The sequence below is a fragment of the Pseudoalteromonas luteoviolacea CPMOR-1 genome (genome assembly GCF_001625685.1).
GTDB lineage: Bacteria > Pseudomonadota > Gammaproteobacteria > Enterobacterales > Alteromonadaceae > Pseudoalteromonas > Pseudoalteromonas luteoviolacea_K.
In genome coordinates, this window is record NZ_AUYC01000014.1 from 129,417 (window position 1) to 149,202 (window position 19,786).

Here is a 19,786-nt window from a genome sequence, read left to right on the forward strand (position 1 = left end):
GGCGCGGCTACGGCTTTACTCTACGCCGCCCGCATCTGACACATTAAATGCTTCAGCTGGGTTTGAGGTGCGTAAATCTAGCTTAATTGCGTGTCTGAATAGCTGCTTGCAGTACATGAGCGCGTCATTTGCAATGCTTGGACGGTCTCTTTGTGCTATGCGCTGTATCGCGCCGCGAATATCTCTAGGGTTTACTTTTTCGATTGCTAACCCACCAAAATAAGGGGCGAGATCTTTGGTATAAATACGTCTAGGGATATTTGGGTGCTTTAAGCGTTTTTCGCATTCTTGCAGCCAGTCTTCGGCAAGATCATTGACTGTTTTTAAGGTTTCGTTATCGAGGCGCTTTCGTTCTTCTAAAGGGTCAACACCATCATTATTAAGATCGACTTTAATTTGTGCGGCTTTGAGTTTGGCATCAACTAAAGAAATGTCTGGGTATTTACCTAAAGTCATTTCTTTGCGTTTACCGTGGCTCATATAACGAACAATGAAAAAAGCACTCCCTTCAGCACTGACGCGAAAGTATAGGCCATTCCCTACTGCATATTTTCCAACAGCTTGATTTTTAATAAGACTTTTGATTTTTTGAACTGTGATTTTTACTGTCATTTCAACCTCTTATGTGAGAAATGGTGACAGATTCCTATAATTTTAGGACGATTTTCAGATTTTGAAAAATCTGTCACCATTCCTGTCACCACTTTTGCTAAACAAAGAGCAATTCGGGGCAACAGGTTGAAACACGTAAAACTCATAACTATTAGATTTTAAAGGCTATTTCAACGCTCAGAAACAGCCTGAAACATTACTCAATGTTTTGGATCTGCTCGCGCATTTGCTCAATCAGTACTTTTAACTCTACTGCGGCATTGGTGATCTCAGCATTGATAGACTTAGAGGCAAGTGTATTCGACTCACGGTTAAACTCTTGCATCATAAAGTCTAGACGACGGCCGCATGCGCCACCTTTTTTCAAGATTTTATGCGTCTCTTTGACGTGAGATTTTAAGCGGTCTAGCTCTTCTGCCACATCTTGCTTTTGTGCAAGGTAAATCAGTTCTTGCTCTAAGCGCGATTCATCGATGTCCGTTTGCAGCTCTTCTAGTTTTTGTGTGAGCTTGTCACGTTGCCATTTAGTCACTTCTGGCATGTGACCTTCAACAACGGCGACTTGTTCAAGAATACTGTCTAGACGTGTGGTGATCATGCTCTCAAGGTTTGCACCTTCAGAGGCTCTTGCTGCTTTAAAGTCTTGTACGACTTCGTCAAAACCGGCAAGTAATGCACTGTTTACTTCATCTAAATCGACTTCTTCAGCTTCCATAACGCCAGGCCAGCGCAAGATTTCAGTCGGGTTAATATCGCCGCCGCTGATAGATTGCACCCATTTAGCGTTTTCTAAGATTTGTTTGGCTAGGGTTTCGTTAATAGACAGCTGACCAACGTGAGCTGGATTTGCTGCAAATTTTAAATAGACTTCTACTTTGCCTCGTTGCAGTTGCTTACGAAGGCGTTCACGTACTACTGGCTCTAATGCCCTGAATTGCTCCGGCGCGCGGATAAATGTTTCGAGATAACGTTGATTGACTGAGCGGATCTCCCAAACCCCAGTGCCCCAATCGCCTTTTACCTCTTTTCGAGCGTAGGCGGTCATACTATGGATCATATAAAGTTCCTATTTAATTAAGTTTGCGACGCCATTATAGCCTAAGAAAAACGCTGCTCGATAGGTAAAGCTAAGATTTCTTTTGGTATTGCGTGGCATAGCGCAAAGGATCCCTTTATAATATTGCGAAACTTTGATGATAGGGGAACGTGGATGCGTCCAAGCGAAAGAACTGCAAATCAGATTAGACCTGTAACATTTACCCGTAACTATACAATGCATGCTGAAGGCTCAGTGCTTGTAGAGTTTGGCAATACAAAAGTGCTGTGTACAGCGACTGTGGAAGCGGGCGTACCGCGTTTTATGAAAGGACAAGGTAAAGGTTGGATCACTGCAGAGTATGGCATGCTTCCTCGCTCTACTCACACTCGTAATGGCCGCGAAGCTGCAAAAGGCAAGCAAGGTGGTCGTACGATGGAAATTCAACGCCTTATCGCACGTGCACTTCGTGCTGCGGTTGACCTATCGGCGCTAGGTGAAAATACCATTACAATTGACTGCGATGTGCTGCAAGCAGACGGTGGTACACGTACAGCATCAATCAGTGGTGCATGTGTGGCTTTGGTTGACGCACTGACGCACATGCGTGCAAAAGGCATGATCAATGCAAACCCACTTAAGTTCATGATTGCCGCGATATCTGTTGGTGTATACAACGGTGAAGCGATCAGCGACTTAGAGTACCTTGAAGATTCAGAAGCTGAGACTGACATGAACGTGATCATGACAGAAACTGGCAAACTGATTGAAGTGCAAGGTACTGCTGAAGGCGAACCTTTTTCATTCGAAGAGCTTGACGAGTTGCTGGCACTAGCCAAGCATTCTATTCGCGAGATCATCGATATCCAAAAACAAGCATTAGCGTAAACAGTAGGTGAGTTATGAAACAGTATCAAAAAGATTTTATTGAATTTGCGCTGGAAAAGCAGGTACTAAAGTTTGGTGAGTTTACGCTTAAATCAGGTCGTACTAGCCCTTACTTCTTTAATGCTGGCTTATTTAACACGGGTCGTGACCTTGCGCGTTTAGGTCGCTTTTATGCTGCGGCACTAGAAGACGCGGGCATTGCTTATGACGTGTTATTTGGCCCTGCCTATAAAGGCATTCCAATTGCGACAACAACTGCTGTTGCACTGGCTGATCACCATGACAAAGACGTACCTTACTGCTTTAATCGTAAAGAGAAAAAGCAGCACGGTGAAGGCGGAAACCTTGTTGGTTCTGAGCTGAAAGGCCGTATTATGTTGGTTGATGATGTGATCACAGCAGGTACTGCAATCCGTGAGTCGATGGAAATTATTAAGGCGAACGAAGCAGACCTAGCTGGTGTGTTGATTGCCCTTGACCGTCAGGAAAAAGGTAAAGGTGAGCTTTCTGCAATTCAAGAAGTTGAGCGTGACTTTGGCACAGAAGTGGTGTCGATTGTTAAGCTTGCTGATCTCATTACTTACCTAGAGCAACAAGGTAGCGCGTCTGAGCATTTAGCGGCAGTTAAAGCGTACCGTGATCAATACGGTGTTGCGTAAGTTGTGACTGAATTAAGTATGGACTAAAAATACCAGCCAACAGGCTGGTATTTTTTTGTCTGTGCAAAAGTGTTTTGCGTACAAAGTCAGCCTAGGCTCATTGGAGTATGTTACTCTAGGGGCAATTTTCATAACTAGCTGAACTTATGCATATTCATATTCTTGGGATCTGCGGCACCTTTATGGGGGGCATTGCAGCCATCGCACAATCTTTGGGCCATAAAGTCACAGGCTCAGACCAAAACGTTTACCCGCCAATGAGTACCCAACTTGAATCTTTGGGGATTGAATTAACGCAAGGTTATGATCCCGCTCAGTTGGAGCCAAGGCCAGACGTGGTTGTGATAGGCAATGCAATGAGTCGCGGTAACCCTTGTGTAGAGTATGTGTTAGAGAAAGGCCTGCCGTATACATCAGGACCTGAGTGGTTAAAACAGCATGTATTGCAAGATGCTTGGGTATTGGCTGTTGCTGGTACCCATGGCAAAACCACCACAGCCAGTATGCTAGCTTGGTTGCTAGAATATGCGGGTCTGAAGCCTGGCTTTTTAATTGGTGGGATTGTGCAAAATTTTGGTTTATCCGCACGGGTGACCGATACGCCATTCTTTGTTATCGAAGCCGATGAATATGACACCGCATTTTTTGATAAGCGCAGCAAGTTTGTTCACTATTTACCACGTACGTTAATTCTGAATAACCTTGAGTTTGATCATGCAGACATTTTTGCTGATTTAAATGCCATCCAGACCCAGTTCCACCATTTGATCAGAACCCTACCTGGGCAGGGGAAAGCGATTTATCCAGCAAAAGATAGTGCAATAAATGAGGTGCTAGAGCGTGGTTTTTGGAGTCAAAAAGAATCGCTTGGTGGGGATTGGTCGTATCAATTAATCGTGCCTGATGGCAGCTGCTTTAACGTGCTGCTGCAGGGCGAAGAAGTTGGTGAGGTAAATTGGTCTGCCATTGGTGAGCACAATGTGAAAAACGCCATTATGGCCATTGCTGCCGCTCGTCATGTCGGGATCCCGGTTGAGGTAAGCATTGAAGCACTGCAAACTTTCAAGTCGCCAAAACGTCGCATGGAACTTAAAGCCGAAATCGGCGGTGTGAGTGTGTATGATGATTTTGCACATCATCCAACTGCGATTGAAACGACACTTGCTGGGCTCCGTGCCAAAGTGGGCAGTGATGAAATCATTGCTATTTTGGAGCCACGTTCAAATACCATGAAAATGGGCGTGCACCAAGATACGTTAATGAATGCGCTTGGTGCCGCTGATGAAGCTTTAGTCTATGAGCCACAAGGCCTTTCATGGTCTTTAAAAGAAGCGGCACAAAAAGCGGGTCGACAATGCTTTGCGAGTACAGATGACATTATTAAGTACGTCACTTCGCAGGCCAAACCAAATCAGCATATTTTAATTATGAGTAACGGTGGTTTTAATGGCATTCATGACGCCCTAACCGCTGAGCTTAAAAAGGTAATGTCATAAACCTATGTCACAATTTAAAGATCCAATTACGTTAGCATTTAGCGGCGCATCGGGTGCGCCATATGGACTACGTTTGTTAGAAGTTTTGGTCGCACTTGATTATAAAGTCTTTGTGCTTATCTCCAGCGCCGCGCGCGTGGTACTGGATACTGAGTCCAACGTTAAACTCTCTGGTAATGAAGCCAAAGCCACTGAACAGCTCAGTGCACTGTGCAAAGCTAAAGAAGGTCAAATTCAAGTCTTTGGGAAAGACAACTGGTTTAGTCCCGTTGCATCCGGTTCGGCCGCACCAAAAAAAATGGTGGTATGTCCCTGCAGTGCTGGCAGTGTCTCAGCGATTGCACTGGGTGCATCAGATAACTTACTTGAGCGTGCAGCGGATGTGGTGATCAAGGAGCGTGGGCAGTTAATACTGGTGCCACGTGAGACGCCATTTAGCCCGATCCATTTGGAAAACATGCTCAAGTTGAGTCAATTAGGCGTCACAATTATGCCTGCTGCGCCGGGCTTTTATCATCAACCACAGTCCATCGAGGATCTGGTTGATTTTATGGTGGCACGGATTTTAGACCATCTAAACATCGAACATAATCTGGCAAAACGCTGGGGATATGGCGACTAAATTGTTTGAAAACACATTATGGGGATTGGGGATCCGAAATACATGACAACTGCATTAAGTATAAAAGGCTTAAAAAAAGTCTATAAAAACGGTGTTGAAGCCGTTAAAGGGATAGATTTAGAGGTGCAAGAAGGGGATTTCTTTGCATTGCTAGGCCCAAATGGGGCGGGCAAGTCGACAACGATTGGGGTTATTGCTTCTTTAGTCAATAAAACCCAAGGTGAGGTCAGTGTATTTGGCCACTCGATTGATACTGCATTAGAAGAGGCGAAATCTGAGCTCGGATTAGTGCCTCAGGAGTTTAACTTTAGCCAGTTCGAAACGCTGAACCAAATTTTGGTGAATCAAGCAGGCTATTACGGTGTGCCTCGCCAAGTTGCGCATCAGCGCGCCGAAAAATATCTGAAGCAACTCGGGCTGTTTGATAAAAAAGATAAGCAAGCACGGACCTTATCTGGTGGTATGAAACGCCGCTTAATGATCGCCCGTGCACTGATGCATGAGCCAAAGCTATTGATATTGGATGAGCCGACTGCGGGTGTGGACATAGAGCTAAGACGCTCTATGTGGGATTTCTTGCGAGAAATTAACAGCCAAGGTGTCACTATTATCTTAACGACTCACTATTTAGAAGAGGCTGAGTTATTGTGTCGTAATATCGCCATTATCGACAAAGGGGTCATTGTTGAGCACACCACGATAAAAGCCTTGTTAGCAAAACTAGATAAAGAAACCTTTATCTTAGATTTGCAAGCTCCCATCAAACCTGTATCACTGTCTGGGTATCAGTTTACCTTGATTGATGATCACACGCTTGAAGTTGAAGTAGAGAAGTCACAAGGGCTTAACGGTGTCTTTGCGCAATTGAGCGAGCAAGGCAATACAGTGTTAAGTATGCGTAATAAAGCGAATCGCTTAGAGGAGCTATTTGTGGGGTTATTAGAGCAGGGGCGTAAGCAATGAGCATATTGAAATACCGTGTTGCACTGAAAAGTATTTGGATTAAAGAGTGCATACGCTTTTTGCGCATTTGGGTGCAAACCTTAGTACCGCCAGCCATTACGATGACACTTTACTTTATTATTTTTGGTAGCTTGATTGGGTCGCGCATTGGTGAAATGGGCGGCTTTGGCTATATGGAGTTTATTGTGCCGGGTCTTATCATGATGTCGGTGATCACTAACTCCTATTCAAATGTAGCGTCCAGCTTTTACTCAACAAAGTTTCAAAAAAGCATTGAAGAGTTACTGGTTGCACCTGTGCCTAACTATGTGATTGTACTCGGTTATATGGGGGGCGGTATGGCCCGAGGCATGCTGGTGGGCTTAATTGTCAGCTTGGTCAGTTTGTTCTTTGTAGATATTCAAATTCATAATATCGCAGTGATTGTGGCCACTGTTGTATTGACCTCAGCTGTGTTTGCACTTGGCGGTTTGATCAACGCCGTGTATGCAAACAGCTTTGATGATATCAGTATTATTCCGACCTTTGTGTTAACGCCGTTGACGTATCTGGGTGGGGTATTCTACTCGATTCAGTTGCTCCCTGAGTTTTGGCAAGGGGTATCGCAAATCAACCCAATCATCTATATGGTTAACGCGTTCAGATATGGCTTCTTAGGTGTATCCGACGTCAATATCTATGTTGCATTTGGCGTACTAATTGGTTTTATTACGGTGCTATTTACGATAGCGCTGACACTGATAAAGCGTGGTGTCGGACTGAGACACTAAGTTATCTCTAGGGCACAGTCCAAAATAGGGCTGTGCTCTACTTTTTCATCTATCACATGCCACTCGTGCATGTGGCTTTCACTCTGCTTTACTGTGCCAATAAGTGCTCTATAACAGCTTTTATGGCTAGGCTATATCATGATATTACTGTGTTTTATTGATTTTAGAATAACGGTTATGCAGTTAAAGTATTGTCGATGATGGCACGGTTACTGGCAAAACGGCTGGTTACCACAGAAGTTTATTCTCTAAGTTGGCTTTTTAACTATCTAAATAATAATGGTATTTATTGCTTTTTTAGATGGACTCCTCACATTGTACCCATAGTTTGGATTGTATATTACTCAGTATTTATGAGTGCTCAAGTTGCGTGCTGGATAATTTTTTAAATTTTTTTAGGGTCAGTGTGTTTTTTTGATATTTTCACGGTTTACCTATTATGTGTACATGTTTGAGTTTTAAAAAGGAAAGTTATGAAACTTAAAATCAATAAAAAACGTGACGTCTGTATCTCTAAATATTAAGAGTATAGCTTTTGAACAGACTGCTCACATTTCTGTTGGTACCCTTGATTTACAGGCAGCGTTCACTGTCAAAACTTAAACGCTGGTCCTTATATTTGTGGCGATCTATGACCGTACACAGATAGACACGAATTGCCATATATTGAGTAGAATCCAATTGGCAATGATGAGATAGCTAGGCTGACGCACAAAGAGCGGATTTACCGGACTTTGTGATGGCTTCCCCACCTAGTTGTATCGAGCCGACAAACGCTGTTTGTCGGCTTTTTTGTGTTAATGACAACACTATGCACCTTTTGCACAGTATCTAAGTCGTATTCAAGGTTGTTCACCTTCCAAGGCTTTTTATCTTTTACTATTTACTTTGCTCTACAAGCTTTTAAAATTGCTTCATTCAAAAGTAATTTGACGAGTAATATGGCCGACGCAAACTCTCGGAGTATCACCACAAACCAGAATGGCTTGCATGAAAAGCTAGATGACATAGTGCTAAAACACCTCAATGCAGAGTTCAAAAAGCCCATTGCTGAACATACATTACGAGCATTTAATGAGGTAAACGAGAAAGTTCAGGCATTCTCAGGCCCAATTGTATTAGACTCTTGCTGCGGCGTGGGGGAAAGTACTGCAAACTTGGCACAGCGTCACCCTGATGCCCTAGTAATTGGTATCGATAAATCATCCCATAGACTTGATAAACATGACGTAGAATATAAGCAAGATGAGCATGGTCAGTATATTTTGGTGCAGGCTGATCTTAATGACTTTTGGCGATTAGCCTATCAAGCGAATTGGCAGCCAAGTCATCATTATTTGCTGTATCCAAATCCATGGCCAAAAGCGAAGCATATTCAAAGGCGCTGGCATGGCGCGGCAGTATTTCCATTTATTGTCAAACTGGGTGGAGTGCTAGAAGTACGAAGTAATTGGTCGACGTACGTTGAAGAGTTTTCTAGGGCTTTACAATTAGCGGGTGTTAAAGCTGATTGTGAGGCCTATGACAGTGAACAGGCTATCACGCCATTTGAACGCAAGTACTGGGCAAGTGGGCAATCCAGTACTCGCTTAGTAGTCACTTTACCGCGCGTTTAAAGTGCCTGCGGTATTTCATTCAGCACGGTACGTGTGGAGCTTTCCTTGATATGTGGCGCTGCGGCGCCAATGTAATCTCCTTCAAATAAAGTGATGTGTGTATCGGCTAACTGCTCTAGCTGCGCTTTGCACTTAATCCCAGAAACAATCAATGCGATTTGACTGTTTTTACACTGCTCACCAATGTGCTTAATAAGCCCTTTAACCTGAGGGTTATCAGCCAGCTGCTCAATGAGTTTTTCATCTAATTTAACTGCGTTAATGGACATTTTTAGCACGCGACTAATAGTAAGCAGACCGCTATTACGTGAATTAACTAAAATGTTAACACCTTTGGCGCGGAGTATACTGATAATTGCGGTCATATCATTAAACTGGCTGATCAGCGCTTGTTCATCTAGCTCGAATGTGATGAGGTTTGGTTGCGGGTAACGATTGATAGCTTGAGTAATACATTCCATCATTTGCGGGTCTCGCAAATCTTGCGGGGTGAGTGCTAGGCTCCAAGCAACATTTGTTTTTCTAAACTGCGCCACACACAGTTCAAGCATTTGTTTTGTCAATTGCGAGTTAAGGCGCGAATGCTTGATTACCTCCCCAAACGCCTGTGATTTTAATATCACACCCTGTTCAGTCAGTACCCTTGGAGCGCAGTGATATTGCACAATCTTTTGTTCCTTAATGCTGGCTCTTGGCGTGAAGTAAGGAATTATCCTATGTTGGTCAAAGGCGCTTTGCACAGTCTTTGCGATGGCTAAATTAGACTCCTGAAGCAGTTTAGTTTTTTGTGTTTGCTGCCCATAAATATACGTTATTTGATGCAGTTGTTGCGCCTGTCGACAAGCGATAAACGCATTTTCAAGTAATAAGCCTTTATTGCCGCGGGCAATACCCGCTTTGAGTTGAATGTACAGCAAGGGGTCATTGAGAATCGGTCTCGAAAAGGGGAACTCAGATATCAAGTTGTTGAGGTAGTGCTCTCCATTGGGCGTGTCACACAATAAAACTAATTTAGAGGTGGCCAATCGATAGACTTTAAAAGGCGTTGTTAAGTTTTGGAAATAGCGCATCACGTTATGAATGACTTTATCGCCAACACCAGCACCATAAAAGCTGATAATTTCTTCTAACTCACAAATTGAAATAATCGCAAGGCTTAAGTGTGCTCTTTTCGCATTGCCTAAGTCTTGCTCCAAGGCTAAGCGATTTGCAAAACCTGTACGTGCATCGGTCGTTAGGGTGCGGCGATAAACGAGTATATAAGTACCCGCAACCAGCAAAGCGATACAAAAGAAAAAGCTCGCTGATAGGGCTGCTTGGGTAACGTTATCCTGTAATTGGCTTTCTATATGAGAAATCGTTATATCAGCGCCTGTTAGGTAAATTTGACCATTAGGTGTAATATGTGGGACGAAAATGGTTTTAAAATGCCCCCATTTATCTGTAGATATTTCAAATACTTCAGTAGTTGAACGAAAAGCCCCCTTATTGCTGGTTGTCGCTTCTTCATATATATCTTTGAATTGAGTTAAATGGCCTTTTGCAACATCTTCAATGGTATAGCTTGAGGCGGTAAAGTGCACATGTGGAGAGTCGTAAATCATTGCATATACGTATTCAACCCCTACTGATTGTGCCAACTTAGTCAGTTGTTCGCTCCGAGCCTTAAATTCTTGTGGAGATAAGTCTGTTAAGCTGTCGTGATAAGCTGGACCGACGAATAAATTTGCGCTGTGCGCAGCGATGCGCAGCTTATTATCAATGTCCTCCATGATGACTGCTTTACTGTTTTGATATGTGTAGTACACATAGCCTGCTAGGGATATCACAAAGGTGAGAAAACCAACGAGCACCCATGTTAAGGACAGGGTGCGGTGAGCAAAATTCCATTTATTCATTATTGCAGTTCCGATTGCTGATTCGTTAAATAATATTACAAATTTTATATCTTTGATGCAGAGTTTACAAAGTTTTTAGTAAACTGCGCGCGTTTTTTGTTCCGAAAAACTTTTATTTCGGCGGTTTATGGAGAAAATAGCGGACCAGCTTATTTTTTTACACCGCATTTAAAGACTTTCTGGCAACTTTAAAGTAGAGTTAGTGATTTCGTAATAAATTAGTAAGGTAGATGTGTCTGTTAGACTAGATGTCAGCGCATCAGCACTTATCTACTCTATTTGTGATTGGGAATAACAATGGGTCCAAAGCGTTGTGCAGTCGCTTCTGAAGAAAGCTTGATGCGAATATTTACCGTACCGGAAGCTCCTGGCTCTACACTCAGTAAAATTGAACAAGAGATCTCTCATAATCTTGCGGGTTTTTTGAACGAAAATATTGCAGCGATTGAAAAACCCCTACATGAGATAGAGAAAGACTTTCAGTCGGCAGCGATCCCTGAAGAGCCTACGTTTGTGTCTGACTATGCTCAGGATATCATGGAGCAATTAGTCGCACATTCAGTTCATACCGCATCGCCAAGCTTTATTGGTCATATGACATCGGCATTACCGCACTTTTTGCTGCCGCTATCAAAGCTTATGGTTGGGCTGAACCAAAACTTGGTAAAAATTGAAACTTCAAAAGCATTTACACCACTTGAACGTCAAGTTTTAGGCATGATGCACCATTTGACATATGGACAGGATGAAAGCTTCTATCAAAAGTGGATGCACAGTGCTAAGAATGCGCTCGGTGCATTTTGTTCTGGTGGTACCATTGCCAATATTACCGCATTGTGGATAGCGCGAAATCGCTTATTGAAACCTGAGGGGGACTTTAAGGGAATTTCTTCTCAGGGCATGTTTGCGGCAATGATGCACTATGGTTATAAAGGGTTAGCCGTACTCGTGTCAGAGCGAGGTCACTATTCTCTAGGCAAAGCAGCCGATGTACTCGGTATTGGGCGTGATAATTTCATCGCAGTTCGCACCAATCAAGATAATAAGGTTGACATGCACGCCATGCGTGAGACCGCGCTTGAGCTTGAGGCCAAGGGGATCAAGGTGATGGCGATTGTGGGTGTTGCAGGTACAACTGAGACCGGTAGTATTGATCCTTTAAATGATATGGCTGACTTGTGTAAAGAACTTGGTTGTCATTTTCATGTTGATGCAGCCTGGGGTGGTGCGACACTGCTGTCCAATACATATAGGCATCTTCTATCTGGGATTGAAAAAGCGGACTCAGTGACCATTGACGCACACAAGCAAATGTATGTGCCAATGGGCGCAGGTATTGTGTTATTTAAAGACCCTGCTGCGACAGATGTGATAGAGCATCATGCTGAATATATATTGCGAAAAGGGTCGAAAGATTTAGGTAGTCATACACTTGAAGGCAGTCGTCCAGGTATGGCGATGTTAGTGCATGCATGCTTACAAGTAATTGGTCGCAAAGGCTATGAAATGCTGATTGACCACAGTATTGAAAAAGCCCATTATTTTGCAAATTTGATTTCGGAACAAGATGATTTTGAGCTCATCTCTCAGCCCGAACTATGTCTACTGACGTATCGTTATGTGCCTAGAGAAGTGAAACAAGCTTTACAAGTTGCAGATGAGCAAGAAAAACTAGATATTTATGCTGCGTTAAACCGTCTCACAGCCAGTATGCAAAAAAGGCAGCGTGAAACAGGTCGTTCTTTTGTATCAAGGACGCGTTTGACACCAAAGCAATATGATAATCAACCGACTGTTGTGTTTCGGGTTGTTTTGGCAAACCCTTTGACGTCTTATCAAATGCTGAATGATATTTTGGAAGAGCAAAGAGAAATGGCCCAGCATGACCCTGTTCTGAAAAAATATTTGAGCAAATATCTATCTAAATAAAAAGGAGCCAACTGGCTCCTTTTTATTTAGATTGGTAATAACCGTCTGAATCTACATAGAAAGGCGATGGTGTATAAGGCATTAACGATTGCCCAACTGCAGCATAATAAATATGCCAGATCAAATTATAATATTTTATCTCTGAATGAGTCCCCTAATTGGGATAAATAGAGAGTGCTTTTTTATCTTATCGGCGTATTATTAGTAGTGAAAGTAGCCAACGGTTATACTGGCATTGAATAGCGAGTGAGTGGTTAACCCAAGTTGGAGTCGATGGAGTCCAGGCTACATATGATGACAAGTGACCTAAAATAGGTTAATGGGTGTATAAACTAGATGTATTTGGGTGATAACATTGGCTGTTGATGTGAAAGAGTATGAAGGGGATATGCCGAATAATAGGCATAATGAACTAACACATGTAACACAGAGACTAAGAAGGGTCTTATCAAAAGAGGTTGACGTTTCTGTTGGCCATCAGCAGTTTTTATCCGACATATTATTTGAAGCCAAGGCGTTGTTAAATGTAAGCCGTGTATCAGTGTGGCTGTTTGACGATGCTTCTACACCTGGCAAGCTTATTAATTTTGCCAATACAGATTGGAGTGGCCTGATCACTGGTCCATTACCTGAGCTAAAAGTACAAGATTACCCAAATTATTTCCGAGCAATCATCAACGGTGAAACGATTTCAGCCAGTGATGCGATGACAGATGCCAGAACCAGCGAATTCACAGAGGGGTATTTAGTCCCCCAGCAGATATGCGCATTATTGGATACCGCGATTTTTCAAAATGGGTTAGCGATTGGCGTTGTATGTTGTGAAGGACGCTTTGAACCGAGAGAGTGGCTGCAATGGGAAGTTGTGGCTGCAGAGCTGATTGCTGATTGTTGCAGTCGACGTCTGCTCGTGCATGAGTTGTGGCAAATGCAGCAAAAACTGACTGAAATGGCATTTCAAGATGTCCTAACTGGACTTAAGAATCGTCGCTATTTGATGGATTACGCAAGAAGCGAGATGAGCCGTCACCAACGAGCGGATAGACCATTAAGTTTATTGATGATTGACTTAGACCGGTTTAAATCCATCAATGATAAATACGGCCATGATGGTGGTGATGAAGTATTGAAGCAATTTGCGGCTTGCTGTCACACATTGGTGCGCACAGAGGATTGCGTGTGCCGTTTAGGTGGGGAAGAGTTTATTATTTTGCTCCCAGAGACTGAGGTGTCGTTAGCCATGAATGTGGCGCAGCGTCTGAAAGAGAAAGCAGCTGCATTAGCGGTAGAGTATGAAGACGAAATCATCCACTTTACCGTGAGTATTGGTGTGGCGAGTGTCAACCTGAATATGCCGTTTAGTCAATCTTTAAAGGCCGCAGATCAAGCCGTTTATCAAGCTAAAGCGGCAGGTCGCGACCAAATTAAGTTGGCACTTTAGTTAACACCTTGAGAGTGATTCAACAAGGCTTTGAGTTTCGCTGGTTTTAAGGGCTTAGTTAGGTAATGAATTTGCTGTGCTTTTACTTGTGACTTTAAAGCGTTTTCTCGTACTGCGGTTATCAAAACTGCCGGAATGTCATGACGCCAGATTGCCCTAAGTTTTTGTATCAACATCACACCATCGCAATCCGTACCTAGCTGATAATCCACCAATAAAATATCCGGCGCTGGATGATTTTGAGCATGTGTGATTACCTCATCGACCTGAGAAAATAGCAAATGTTGAAGCTGCCATTTATTCAATAGGCTAGACATAGCCGCTAAGTTATTTGGATCATCGTCTATTGCAATGACTGATAAATCGCGTTTGCTTCTTGATGGCGTGACACTCTCATCCGTTTGTATTTGCAGTGGTTCACCCAAGGGAACCTCAATAAAAAAACGACTGCCTGCAGAGAGCTGTGAATGCATGTTCAGTGGAATACTCATTAAATCACACAGACGCTTGACTACGCCGAGGCCCAATCCCACGCCGCGGTTATCGCCAGCTTCTATTCGGTAAAAATCATTGAAAATTTTCTCTTGCTCACGAGGGGAGATCCCCGGGCCAGTATCCCATACTTCAATACGCAGACTATGTGCGCGCTTGCGACATGCTATGAGCACCGTGCCTGTGTCAGTATATTTTACGGCATTTGAAACGAGGTTTTGAATGACACGACGAAGGTATGTTATGTCGCTGTGTACTGTGTGATCCGTATTACGCACTTTAAGAGTGAGTCCTTTATCTTGGCAAAGCAGTAAGTATTCATTCACCAACGGTTTGATAATGTCATTTAAATTAAAGTGCTTAGGGGTTGGCTTCATAGCACCTTGTTCTAGTTTTGCAATATCGAGCAAAGAGGACATAAGGTGAACAGTCGAATCCAGACTATCTCCAAGTTTGCTCAGGTTGCTTTGCTCGCTTTCAGGCAGCTTCTGTTCATCGATGGCGCCAAGATAGAGTCTCGCCGCGTTGAGTGGTTGCAATATATCATGGCTTGCAAGCGCTAAAAATCGAGTTTTACTGTCATTCGCACGTTCTGCTTCTTTTTTAGCACTAACCAGATCTTGTTCTATTTTTTCTCGGGTGGCTATTTGCGCTTCTAAATCTTGATTAATTGCACGGATCTCCAAAGTCCTCGCTTCAATGCGGTTTTCCAAGTCCATATTTATTTCTTCTAGGGCATTTTGCGTTGCCATGTGCATGGTGATATCGGAAAAGCTCGTTACAAACCCGCCTCCTGGCAACGGGTTTCCGGTCATTTCAAATACTTGGCCATTCTCTCTATGTCTAATATAGTGGTGAGGCGTACCATTTCGTAGGTGTTGCACGCGCTTCTCAACCAACTTGTCCAGTGTACCTGGACCACACTCTCCACGCTGTGCGTTATATCGAATGATTTCTTCAATATCCTGACCAACTTGAAGGTAGCCTTGAGGGTATTCAAACATTTCATTGTAGCGCTTATTCCATGCGACTAGTTTGAGATCTTTATCAACAACCGATATACCATGACTGAGGTTTTCCAATGAGGTAAATAAAAGGTTTTGGTTGAATTGCAGTGCCTGTGTGGTTTCATCGAAAAAGGTCACCACTTCTTCAAAGGCCATTTGCTTGCCAGAAGAAACAGCATGGATCAGCGCCTGTGCAGATGAGGCTCCGAGTACACCAGTGAGTGCTCGTTCACAAAAGTTAATAAAGTCAGGTGTGGGTGTTGCGTTGTTTTCATCTATATCTTCATTGAGTGCATAGTGGCCAAGCAGTTGCTGACTTCGTTGAATTCCTAAAAAGGTTTGTAACAGGACTTTGAAGTCATAAACAGACGCTTTTACTTCTTTATTTAGCTTTTTTGCCAGTGCAGCTTGCTCTTTGGGCCTGACAAACGCGGTGGCTTGTAATTTATCAATAAGGCGTTCATATGCACCTAATGAAAAGCTTATATAACAGCTAATATTGGCGAGTAATGCCAGCAAGGTTCCGCGTGTCACAATAGATTGTTGGGTCTGATAATCAAGTAGTTCTGGCGCAGACACTATTGGCAGCAATAAAAAGAGGGCCCAACAAATTAACCCAGCAAGCAACCCTGCATAAACGCCATACGCATGACCTTTACGCCAGTACAAACCGCCCACGATGGCTGGCAGTAATTGGGTGACTAAAGAGAACGCGACCAACCCCATACTGGCCAGCGCAGCACCATGTCCGATCCATTGTTGATATAGATAAGCGAGCAGCAAAATAGCGCCGATAATGAAGCGTCGAACTAACAGGATTTGAGATTTATAGTTGCTGGTCAATAAGCTCTTTTTAAATCGCCTTTTAAGCAGCAAAGGCAAGACAATATCATTGGATAGCATGGTGCTGAGTGTAAGTGTCGCGACCACAATCATTGCCGTTGCAGCCGACAGCCCCCCGATAAACACAAACGTAGAAATGACTGGATAGTCAATACTCAATGGTAGCCCTAAAACAAAACTATCTGCTGCAATATCTTGGCCAATATTGGGGTGAATTGCGGCACTGGCGATGGGTATAATCATCAACGCAATCAACATCAAATATAACGGGAAAGCCCATCTAGCGGTATTTAAGTGAGTGCTATTTTGATTGTCCACTACAGTGACATGAAACTGCCTGGGTAAGCAAATAATGGCTGCGCCAGCCATGAGTGTCTGACCGACAAAGTTAAAGTCAGCAAAATTAAAGTTTTGCCAATGAGACCAAATAGATGCTGTATTACTTTGCATAAACAGTGCTTGAACTGAAATATAGGCCACAGCGATTAAAGCGAGTAATTTAATGATGGACTCGAACGCAATGGCTAGCATCAGGCCTGATCGGTACTCGGTGACATCGACTTTTCTTGCACCAAAAAATATTGCAAATAAAGCCATCATTAGGGTACCTGTGAGTGCCAACATCGCACCTGAGATATTATCGTTTTGACGCAGTAACTCGAAGCTATTGGCGAGGGCTTTCAATTGCAATGCAATGTAGGGAATGGTGGCGAGCAAAGCAATTAAAGTCACCATGACGGCAGTCATTTGTCGTTTGCCATATCGAGCACTGATAAAGTCAGAAATAGTGGTGATATTTTGCTTTTTACTCACCAAAATCAGTTTACGTAAAAAACCATGTCCAAACAAAAACAGCAGTGCGGGACCAAGTAAAATGGGGAAAAAATGCCAACTACTGGCAGCCGCTGTTCCAACTGAGCCGTAATACGTCCAGGAAGTACAGTAAATCCCCAGCGCGAGCGCATAGACAAAAGGATGGTGGCTTATTTTTTGTGCCAATGGGGTGTGTTTATCTCCCCAGTTCGCCAGCCAAAATAATAGGCCAATATAGCTAAGGGCAACCAAAATAAGCGCAGCTGTCATCGTCGGTCCTAGTTGATGTGATTGATTCTGTTATTAAAGTCGATGATCTGTTTGAAGGTTAATCTTATCTGGCTTGGTATGAATAAGCCAGAGGACTGATTGATAAATATAATACGCTGAATATTAAGAACAATTGATATTTTATTGTGCTAATTAGACTAATGTCTTATACCGTATGAAGTGTTAATAAAATGCGCTTTCCAAAAAGCAAAATAAAGTTAACTTACTGATTTTAATATCTATTAAATATTTTCATGTTTTTTCAATTAGCAGTTTACGTAAACGTAATGTCGTGTTTACGACTAAGGTCTCAATTCAATCTAGACAAGCCGTTGCTACAGTCAAAAGGTCAATTAATACCAACGCGTATTTACATTATGCGTTAAACGGGGAGTTAATCATGGCCTTTAAAAGTGAAGAACAAGCAAAAGCATATTGGTCAGAAAATCTAGCCTTGATGTTTAAGCTACTAGTAATTTGGTTTGTGGTGTCATTTGGATGTGGCATTTTATTTGTCGACGTACTGAACGAAGTACGTTTTTTTGGGTTTAAATTGGGCTTTTGGTTTTCACAACAAGGTGCAATTTATACATTTGTTGCTTTGATTTTTGTCTACGTATCAAAAATGGATGCGCTCGATAAAAAATACGGCGTAGATGAGTAAGGAGCAGCATAATGGATGTTCAATCGTTTACATTTTTAATCGTAGGGCTGAGCTTTGCGTTATATATCGGTATTGCCATTTGGGCGCGTGCTGGATCAACTAATGAATTCTATGTCGCCGGTGGCGGTGTGCCTCCAGTGGCAAACGGAATGGCAACCGCAGCGGATTGGATGAGTGCTGCGTCGTTTATTTCTATGGCGGGTATTATCTCTTTTGCAGGATATGATGGCGGTGTTTACTTGATGGGGTGGACCGGTGGTTATGTACTACTGGCACTCTGTCTTGCGCCATATTTACGCAAGTTTGGTAAATTTACCGTACCAGACTTCATTGGGGATAGATATTACTCACAGGTCGCGCGGGTTGTGGCTATTTTGTGTGCCATCTTTATTTGCTTCACCTACATTGCAGGGCAGATGCGTGGTGTGGGTGTCGTTTTCTCTCGTTTCTTAGAAGTTGATATTGAAACCGGTGTTTATATCGGTATGGTCATTGTTTTCTTCTACGCTGTGTTAGGTGGTATGAAAGGGATCACATACACACAAGTGGCGCAGTACTGTGTGTTAGTGTTTGCTTACTTAGTGCCGGCTATCTTTATTTCTATGATGATGACAGGTCATTTACTGCCGCAAACCGGATTTGGTGCAACTTTGGCTGATGGCTCAAACACCTATTTACTCGATAAACTCGATGGGCTCAGTACCGAGCTGGGATTTGCCCAGTATACCGAGGGATCCAAGAGTATGATTGATGTGTTTGCCATTACGGCGGCATTGATGGTGGGTACTGCGGGTTTACCGCATGTTATCGTGCGCTTCTTCACTGTGCCAAAAGTAAAAGATACGCGTATTTCTGCGGCGTGGACTTTGGTATTTATCGCCATTGTTTATACAACCGCTCCTGCCGTTGCTTCGTTTGCACGAGTCAACATGATAGATACGATTAACGGTAAAGACGGCAGTGGCACGGCATATGCCGAAGCGCCGCAATGGGTAAAGAACTGGGAAAGGACAGGCCTTATCACGTTCAATGATAAAAACGGTGATGGCAAAATGTTCTACTCTGCAGGAAAAATTGACGACCCTGCAAGTACAAACGAAGTTAAAATTGACCGCGACATCATGGTATTGGCAAACCCAGAAATTGCAGACTTACCTGCTTGGGTCATCGCTCTGGTTGCCGCAGGCGGTATTGCAGCTGCACTGTCGACAACCGCAGGGTTATTGCTGGTTATCTCGACATCGGTGTCGCATGACTTACTCAAGCGCACGCTCAAACCGGATATCAGTGACAAGCAAGAGCTCATGGCAGCGAGGCTCGCGGCGATGGTGGCCATTGGGATCTCAGCCTACTTTGGCATAAACCCACCGGGATTTGTGGCCTCGGTAGTGGCATTTGCCTTTGGCTTAGCAGCAGCGAGTTTCTTCCCCGCCATTATTATGGGAATTTTCTCTAAACGTATGAACAAAGAGGGGGCTATCGCCGGTATGATCTCGGGTATTGGTTTTACCGCGGCGTACATTATTTACTTTAAATTTGTGAGCCCTGAGTTGAACGCTCCTGCAAATTGGTTGTTTGGTATTTCGCCTGAAGGCATCGGGATTATTGGTATGCTGGTTAACTTTGGTGTTGCTGCGGTGGTGATGAAATTAACTGCTGAAACACCTGAAGAGGTCAAGCGCATGGTCGATGGGATCCGTAACCCTAAAGGGTCTGGTGAAGCGCACGCGCACTAATCAATTGAAGATAAACACATAGCCCAGCTTT

The 19,786-nt window shown here is 43.3% G+C and carries 15 protein-coding genes; 11 read left to right on the forward strand and 4 right to left on the reverse strand.

All coding sequences use genetic code 11. The features are described from left to right. Nucleotides 1-15: 15 nt before the first annotated feature. Nucleotides 16-612 (reverse strand): tyrosine-type recombinase/integrase, encoded by a 597-nt coding sequence (locus N473_RS26935; protein ID WP_331247941.1) that lies wholly within the window; start codon nucleotides 610-612, stop codon nucleotides 16-18. Between the two features lie 196 nt (nucleotides 613-808). Beyond that, nucleotides 809-1,669: a YicC/YloC family endoribonuclease gene (locus tag N473_RS03865; protein ID WP_039611914.1), complete on the reverse strand. Its 861-nt coding sequence runs from the start codon at nucleotides 1,667-1,669 to the stop codon at nucleotides 809-811. A gap of 153 nt (nucleotides 1,670-1,822) precedes the next feature. Here N473_RS03865 and rph point away from each other — a divergent pair, with 153 nt between their 5' ends. The 7 genes from rph to trmB all read left to right on the forward strand — a co-directional run bounded on the left by rph (nucleotide 1,823) and on the right by trmB (nucleotide 8,662). Further along, nucleotides 1,823-2,536 carry a ribonuclease PH gene (rph, locus tag N473_RS03870; protein WP_023399777.1) on the forward strand — a complete coding sequence of 238 codons (714 nt, stop codon included), beginning with the start codon at nucleotides 1,823-1,825 and terminating at the stop codon, nucleotides 2,534-2,536. A gap of 14 nt (nucleotides 2,537-2,550) precedes the next feature. Beyond that, a complete protein-coding gene (gene pyrE, locus N473_RS03875) occupies nucleotides 2,551-3,195 on the forward strand; it encodes an orotate phosphoribosyltransferase (protein WP_046354198.1) in 645 nt (214 codons plus the stop codon). Nucleotides 3,196-3,341: 146 nt separating this feature from the next. Next, nucleotides 3,342-4,691: a UDP-N-acetylmuramate:L-alanyl-gamma-D-glutamyl-meso-diaminopimelate ligase gene (gene mpl, locus N473_RS03880; protein WP_063366796.1), complete on the forward strand. Its 1,350-nt coding sequence runs from the start codon at nucleotides 3,342-3,344 to the stop codon at nucleotides 4,689-4,691. Nucleotides 4,692-4,695: 4 nt separating this feature from the next. Continuing rightward, nucleotides 4,696-5,313, forward strand: coding sequence for a flavin prenyltransferase UbiX (locus N473_RS03885; RefSeq protein ID WP_063366797.1), 618 nt, complete (start codon nucleotides 4,696-4,698; stop codon nucleotides 5,311-5,313). 42 nt (nucleotides 5,314-5,355) lie between these two features. Further along, nucleotides 5,356-6,276, forward strand: coding sequence for an ABC transporter ATP-binding protein (locus N473_RS03890; RefSeq protein ID WP_063366798.1), 921 nt, complete (start codon nucleotides 5,356-5,358; stop codon nucleotides 6,274-6,276). A gap of 2 nt (nucleotides 6,277-6,278) precedes the next feature. Further along, entirely contained in the window at nucleotides 6,279-7,046 is a 768-nt protein-coding gene (locus N473_RS03895) for an ABC transporter permease (RefSeq protein ID WP_063366921.1), read from the forward strand. A gap of 941 nt (nucleotides 7,047-7,987) precedes the next feature. Continuing rightward, complete coding sequence (gene trmB / locus N473_RS03900; RefSeq protein WP_063366922.1) at nucleotides 7,988-8,662, forward strand: tRNA (guanine(46)-N(7))-methyltransferase TrmB; 675 nt, start codon at nucleotides 7,988-7,990, stop codon at nucleotides 8,660-8,662. Here trmB and N473_RS03905 read toward each other — a convergent pair. After that, entirely contained in the window at nucleotides 8,659-10,560 is a 1,902-nt protein-coding gene (locus N473_RS03905) for a GGDEF domain-containing protein (RefSeq protein WP_063366799.1), read from the reverse strand. The two genes, trmB and N473_RS03905, sit on opposite strands and share 4 nt — an antisense overlap. Before the next feature lie 297 nt (nucleotides 10,561-10,857). Between N473_RS03905 and panP the strand changes: the two genes are divergently transcribed. Further along, entirely contained in the window at nucleotides 10,858-12,489 is a 1,632-nt protein-coding gene (gene panP, locus N473_RS03910; protein WP_063366800.1) for a pyridoxal-dependent aspartate 1-decarboxylase PanP, read from the forward strand. A gap of 355 nt (nucleotides 12,490-12,844) precedes the next feature. Next, the gene (locus N473_RS03915; RefSeq protein WP_231099516.1) at nucleotides 12,845-13,930 is read left to right on the forward strand and encodes a sensor domain-containing diguanylate cyclase; all 1,086 of its coding nucleotides are present in this window, start codon (nucleotides 12,845-12,847) and stop codon (nucleotides 13,928-13,930) included. Here the strand turns inward: N473_RS03915 and N473_RS03920 are convergent. Next, nucleotides 13,927-17,355 (reverse strand): PAS domain-containing hybrid sensor histidine kinase/response regulator, encoded by a 3,429-nt coding sequence (locus N473_RS03920; protein ID WP_063366801.1) that lies wholly within the window; start codon nucleotides 17,353-17,355, stop codon nucleotides 13,927-13,929. The genes N473_RS03915 and N473_RS03920 overlap by 4 nt on opposite strands. A 400-nt stretch (nucleotides 17,356-17,755) precedes the next feature. Between N473_RS03920 and N473_RS03925 the strand changes: the two genes are divergently transcribed. Further along, nucleotides 17,756-18,019, forward strand: a complete 264-nt coding sequence (locus tag N473_RS03925; RefSeq protein ID WP_039611905.1) for a DUF4212 domain-containing protein — start codon at nucleotides 17,756-17,758, stop codon at nucleotides 18,017-18,019. 11 nt (nucleotides 18,020-18,030) lie between these two features. Next, complete coding sequence (locus tag N473_RS03930; RefSeq protein WP_063366802.1) at nucleotides 18,031-19,755, forward strand: sodium:solute symporter family protein; 1,725 nt, start codon at nucleotides 18,031-18,033, stop codon at nucleotides 19,753-19,755. Nucleotides 19,756-19,786 lie beyond the last annotated feature (31 nt).

Coding starts and splice junctions, on each gene's coding strand:
- N473_RS26935 (WP_331247941.1), bottom strand. CDS start 612: ATGACAGTAAAAATCACAGTTCAAAAAATCAAAAGTCTTATTAAAAAT.
- N473_RS03865 (WP_039611914.1), bottom strand. CDS start 1,669: ATGATCCATAGTATGACCGCCTACGCTCGAAAAGAGGTAAAAGGCGAT.
- rph (WP_023399777.1), top strand. CDS start 1,823: ATGCGTCCAAGCGAAAGAACTGCAAATCAGATTAGACCTGTAACATTT.
- pyrE (WP_046354198.1), top strand. CDS start 2,551: ATGAAACAGTATCAAAAAGATTTTATTGAATTTGCGCTGGAAAAGCAG.
- mpl (WP_063366796.1), top strand. CDS start 3,342: ATGCATATTCATATTCTTGGGATCTGCGGCACCTTTATGGGGGGCATT.
- N473_RS03885 (WP_063366797.1), top strand. CDS start 4,696: ATGTCACAATTTAAAGATCCAATTACGTTAGCATTTAGCGGCGCATCG.
- N473_RS03890 (WP_063366798.1), top strand. CDS start 5,356: ATGACAACTGCATTAAGTATAAAAGGCTTAAAAAAAGTCTATAAAAAC.
- trmB (WP_063366922.1), top strand. CDS start 7,988: ATGGCCGACGCAAACTCTCGGAGTATCACCACAAACCAGAATGGCTTG.
- N473_RS03905 (WP_063366799.1), bottom strand. CDS start 10,560: ATGAATAAATGGAATTTTGCTCACCGCACCCTGTCCTTAACATGGGTG.
- panP (WP_063366800.1), top strand. CDS start 10,858: ATGGGTCCAAAGCGTTGTGCAGTCGCTTCTGAAGAAAGCTTGATGCGA.
- N473_RS03920 (WP_063366801.1), bottom strand. CDS start 17,355: ATGACAGCTGCGCTTATTTTGGTTGCCCTTAGCTATATTGGCCTATTA.
- N473_RS03925 (WP_039611905.1), top strand. CDS start 17,756: ATGGCCTTTAAAAGTGAAGAACAAGCAAAAGCATATTGGTCAGAAAAT.
- N473_RS03930 (WP_063366802.1), top strand. CDS start 18,031: ATGGATGTTCAATCGTTTACATTTTTAATCGTAGGGCTGAGCTTTGCG.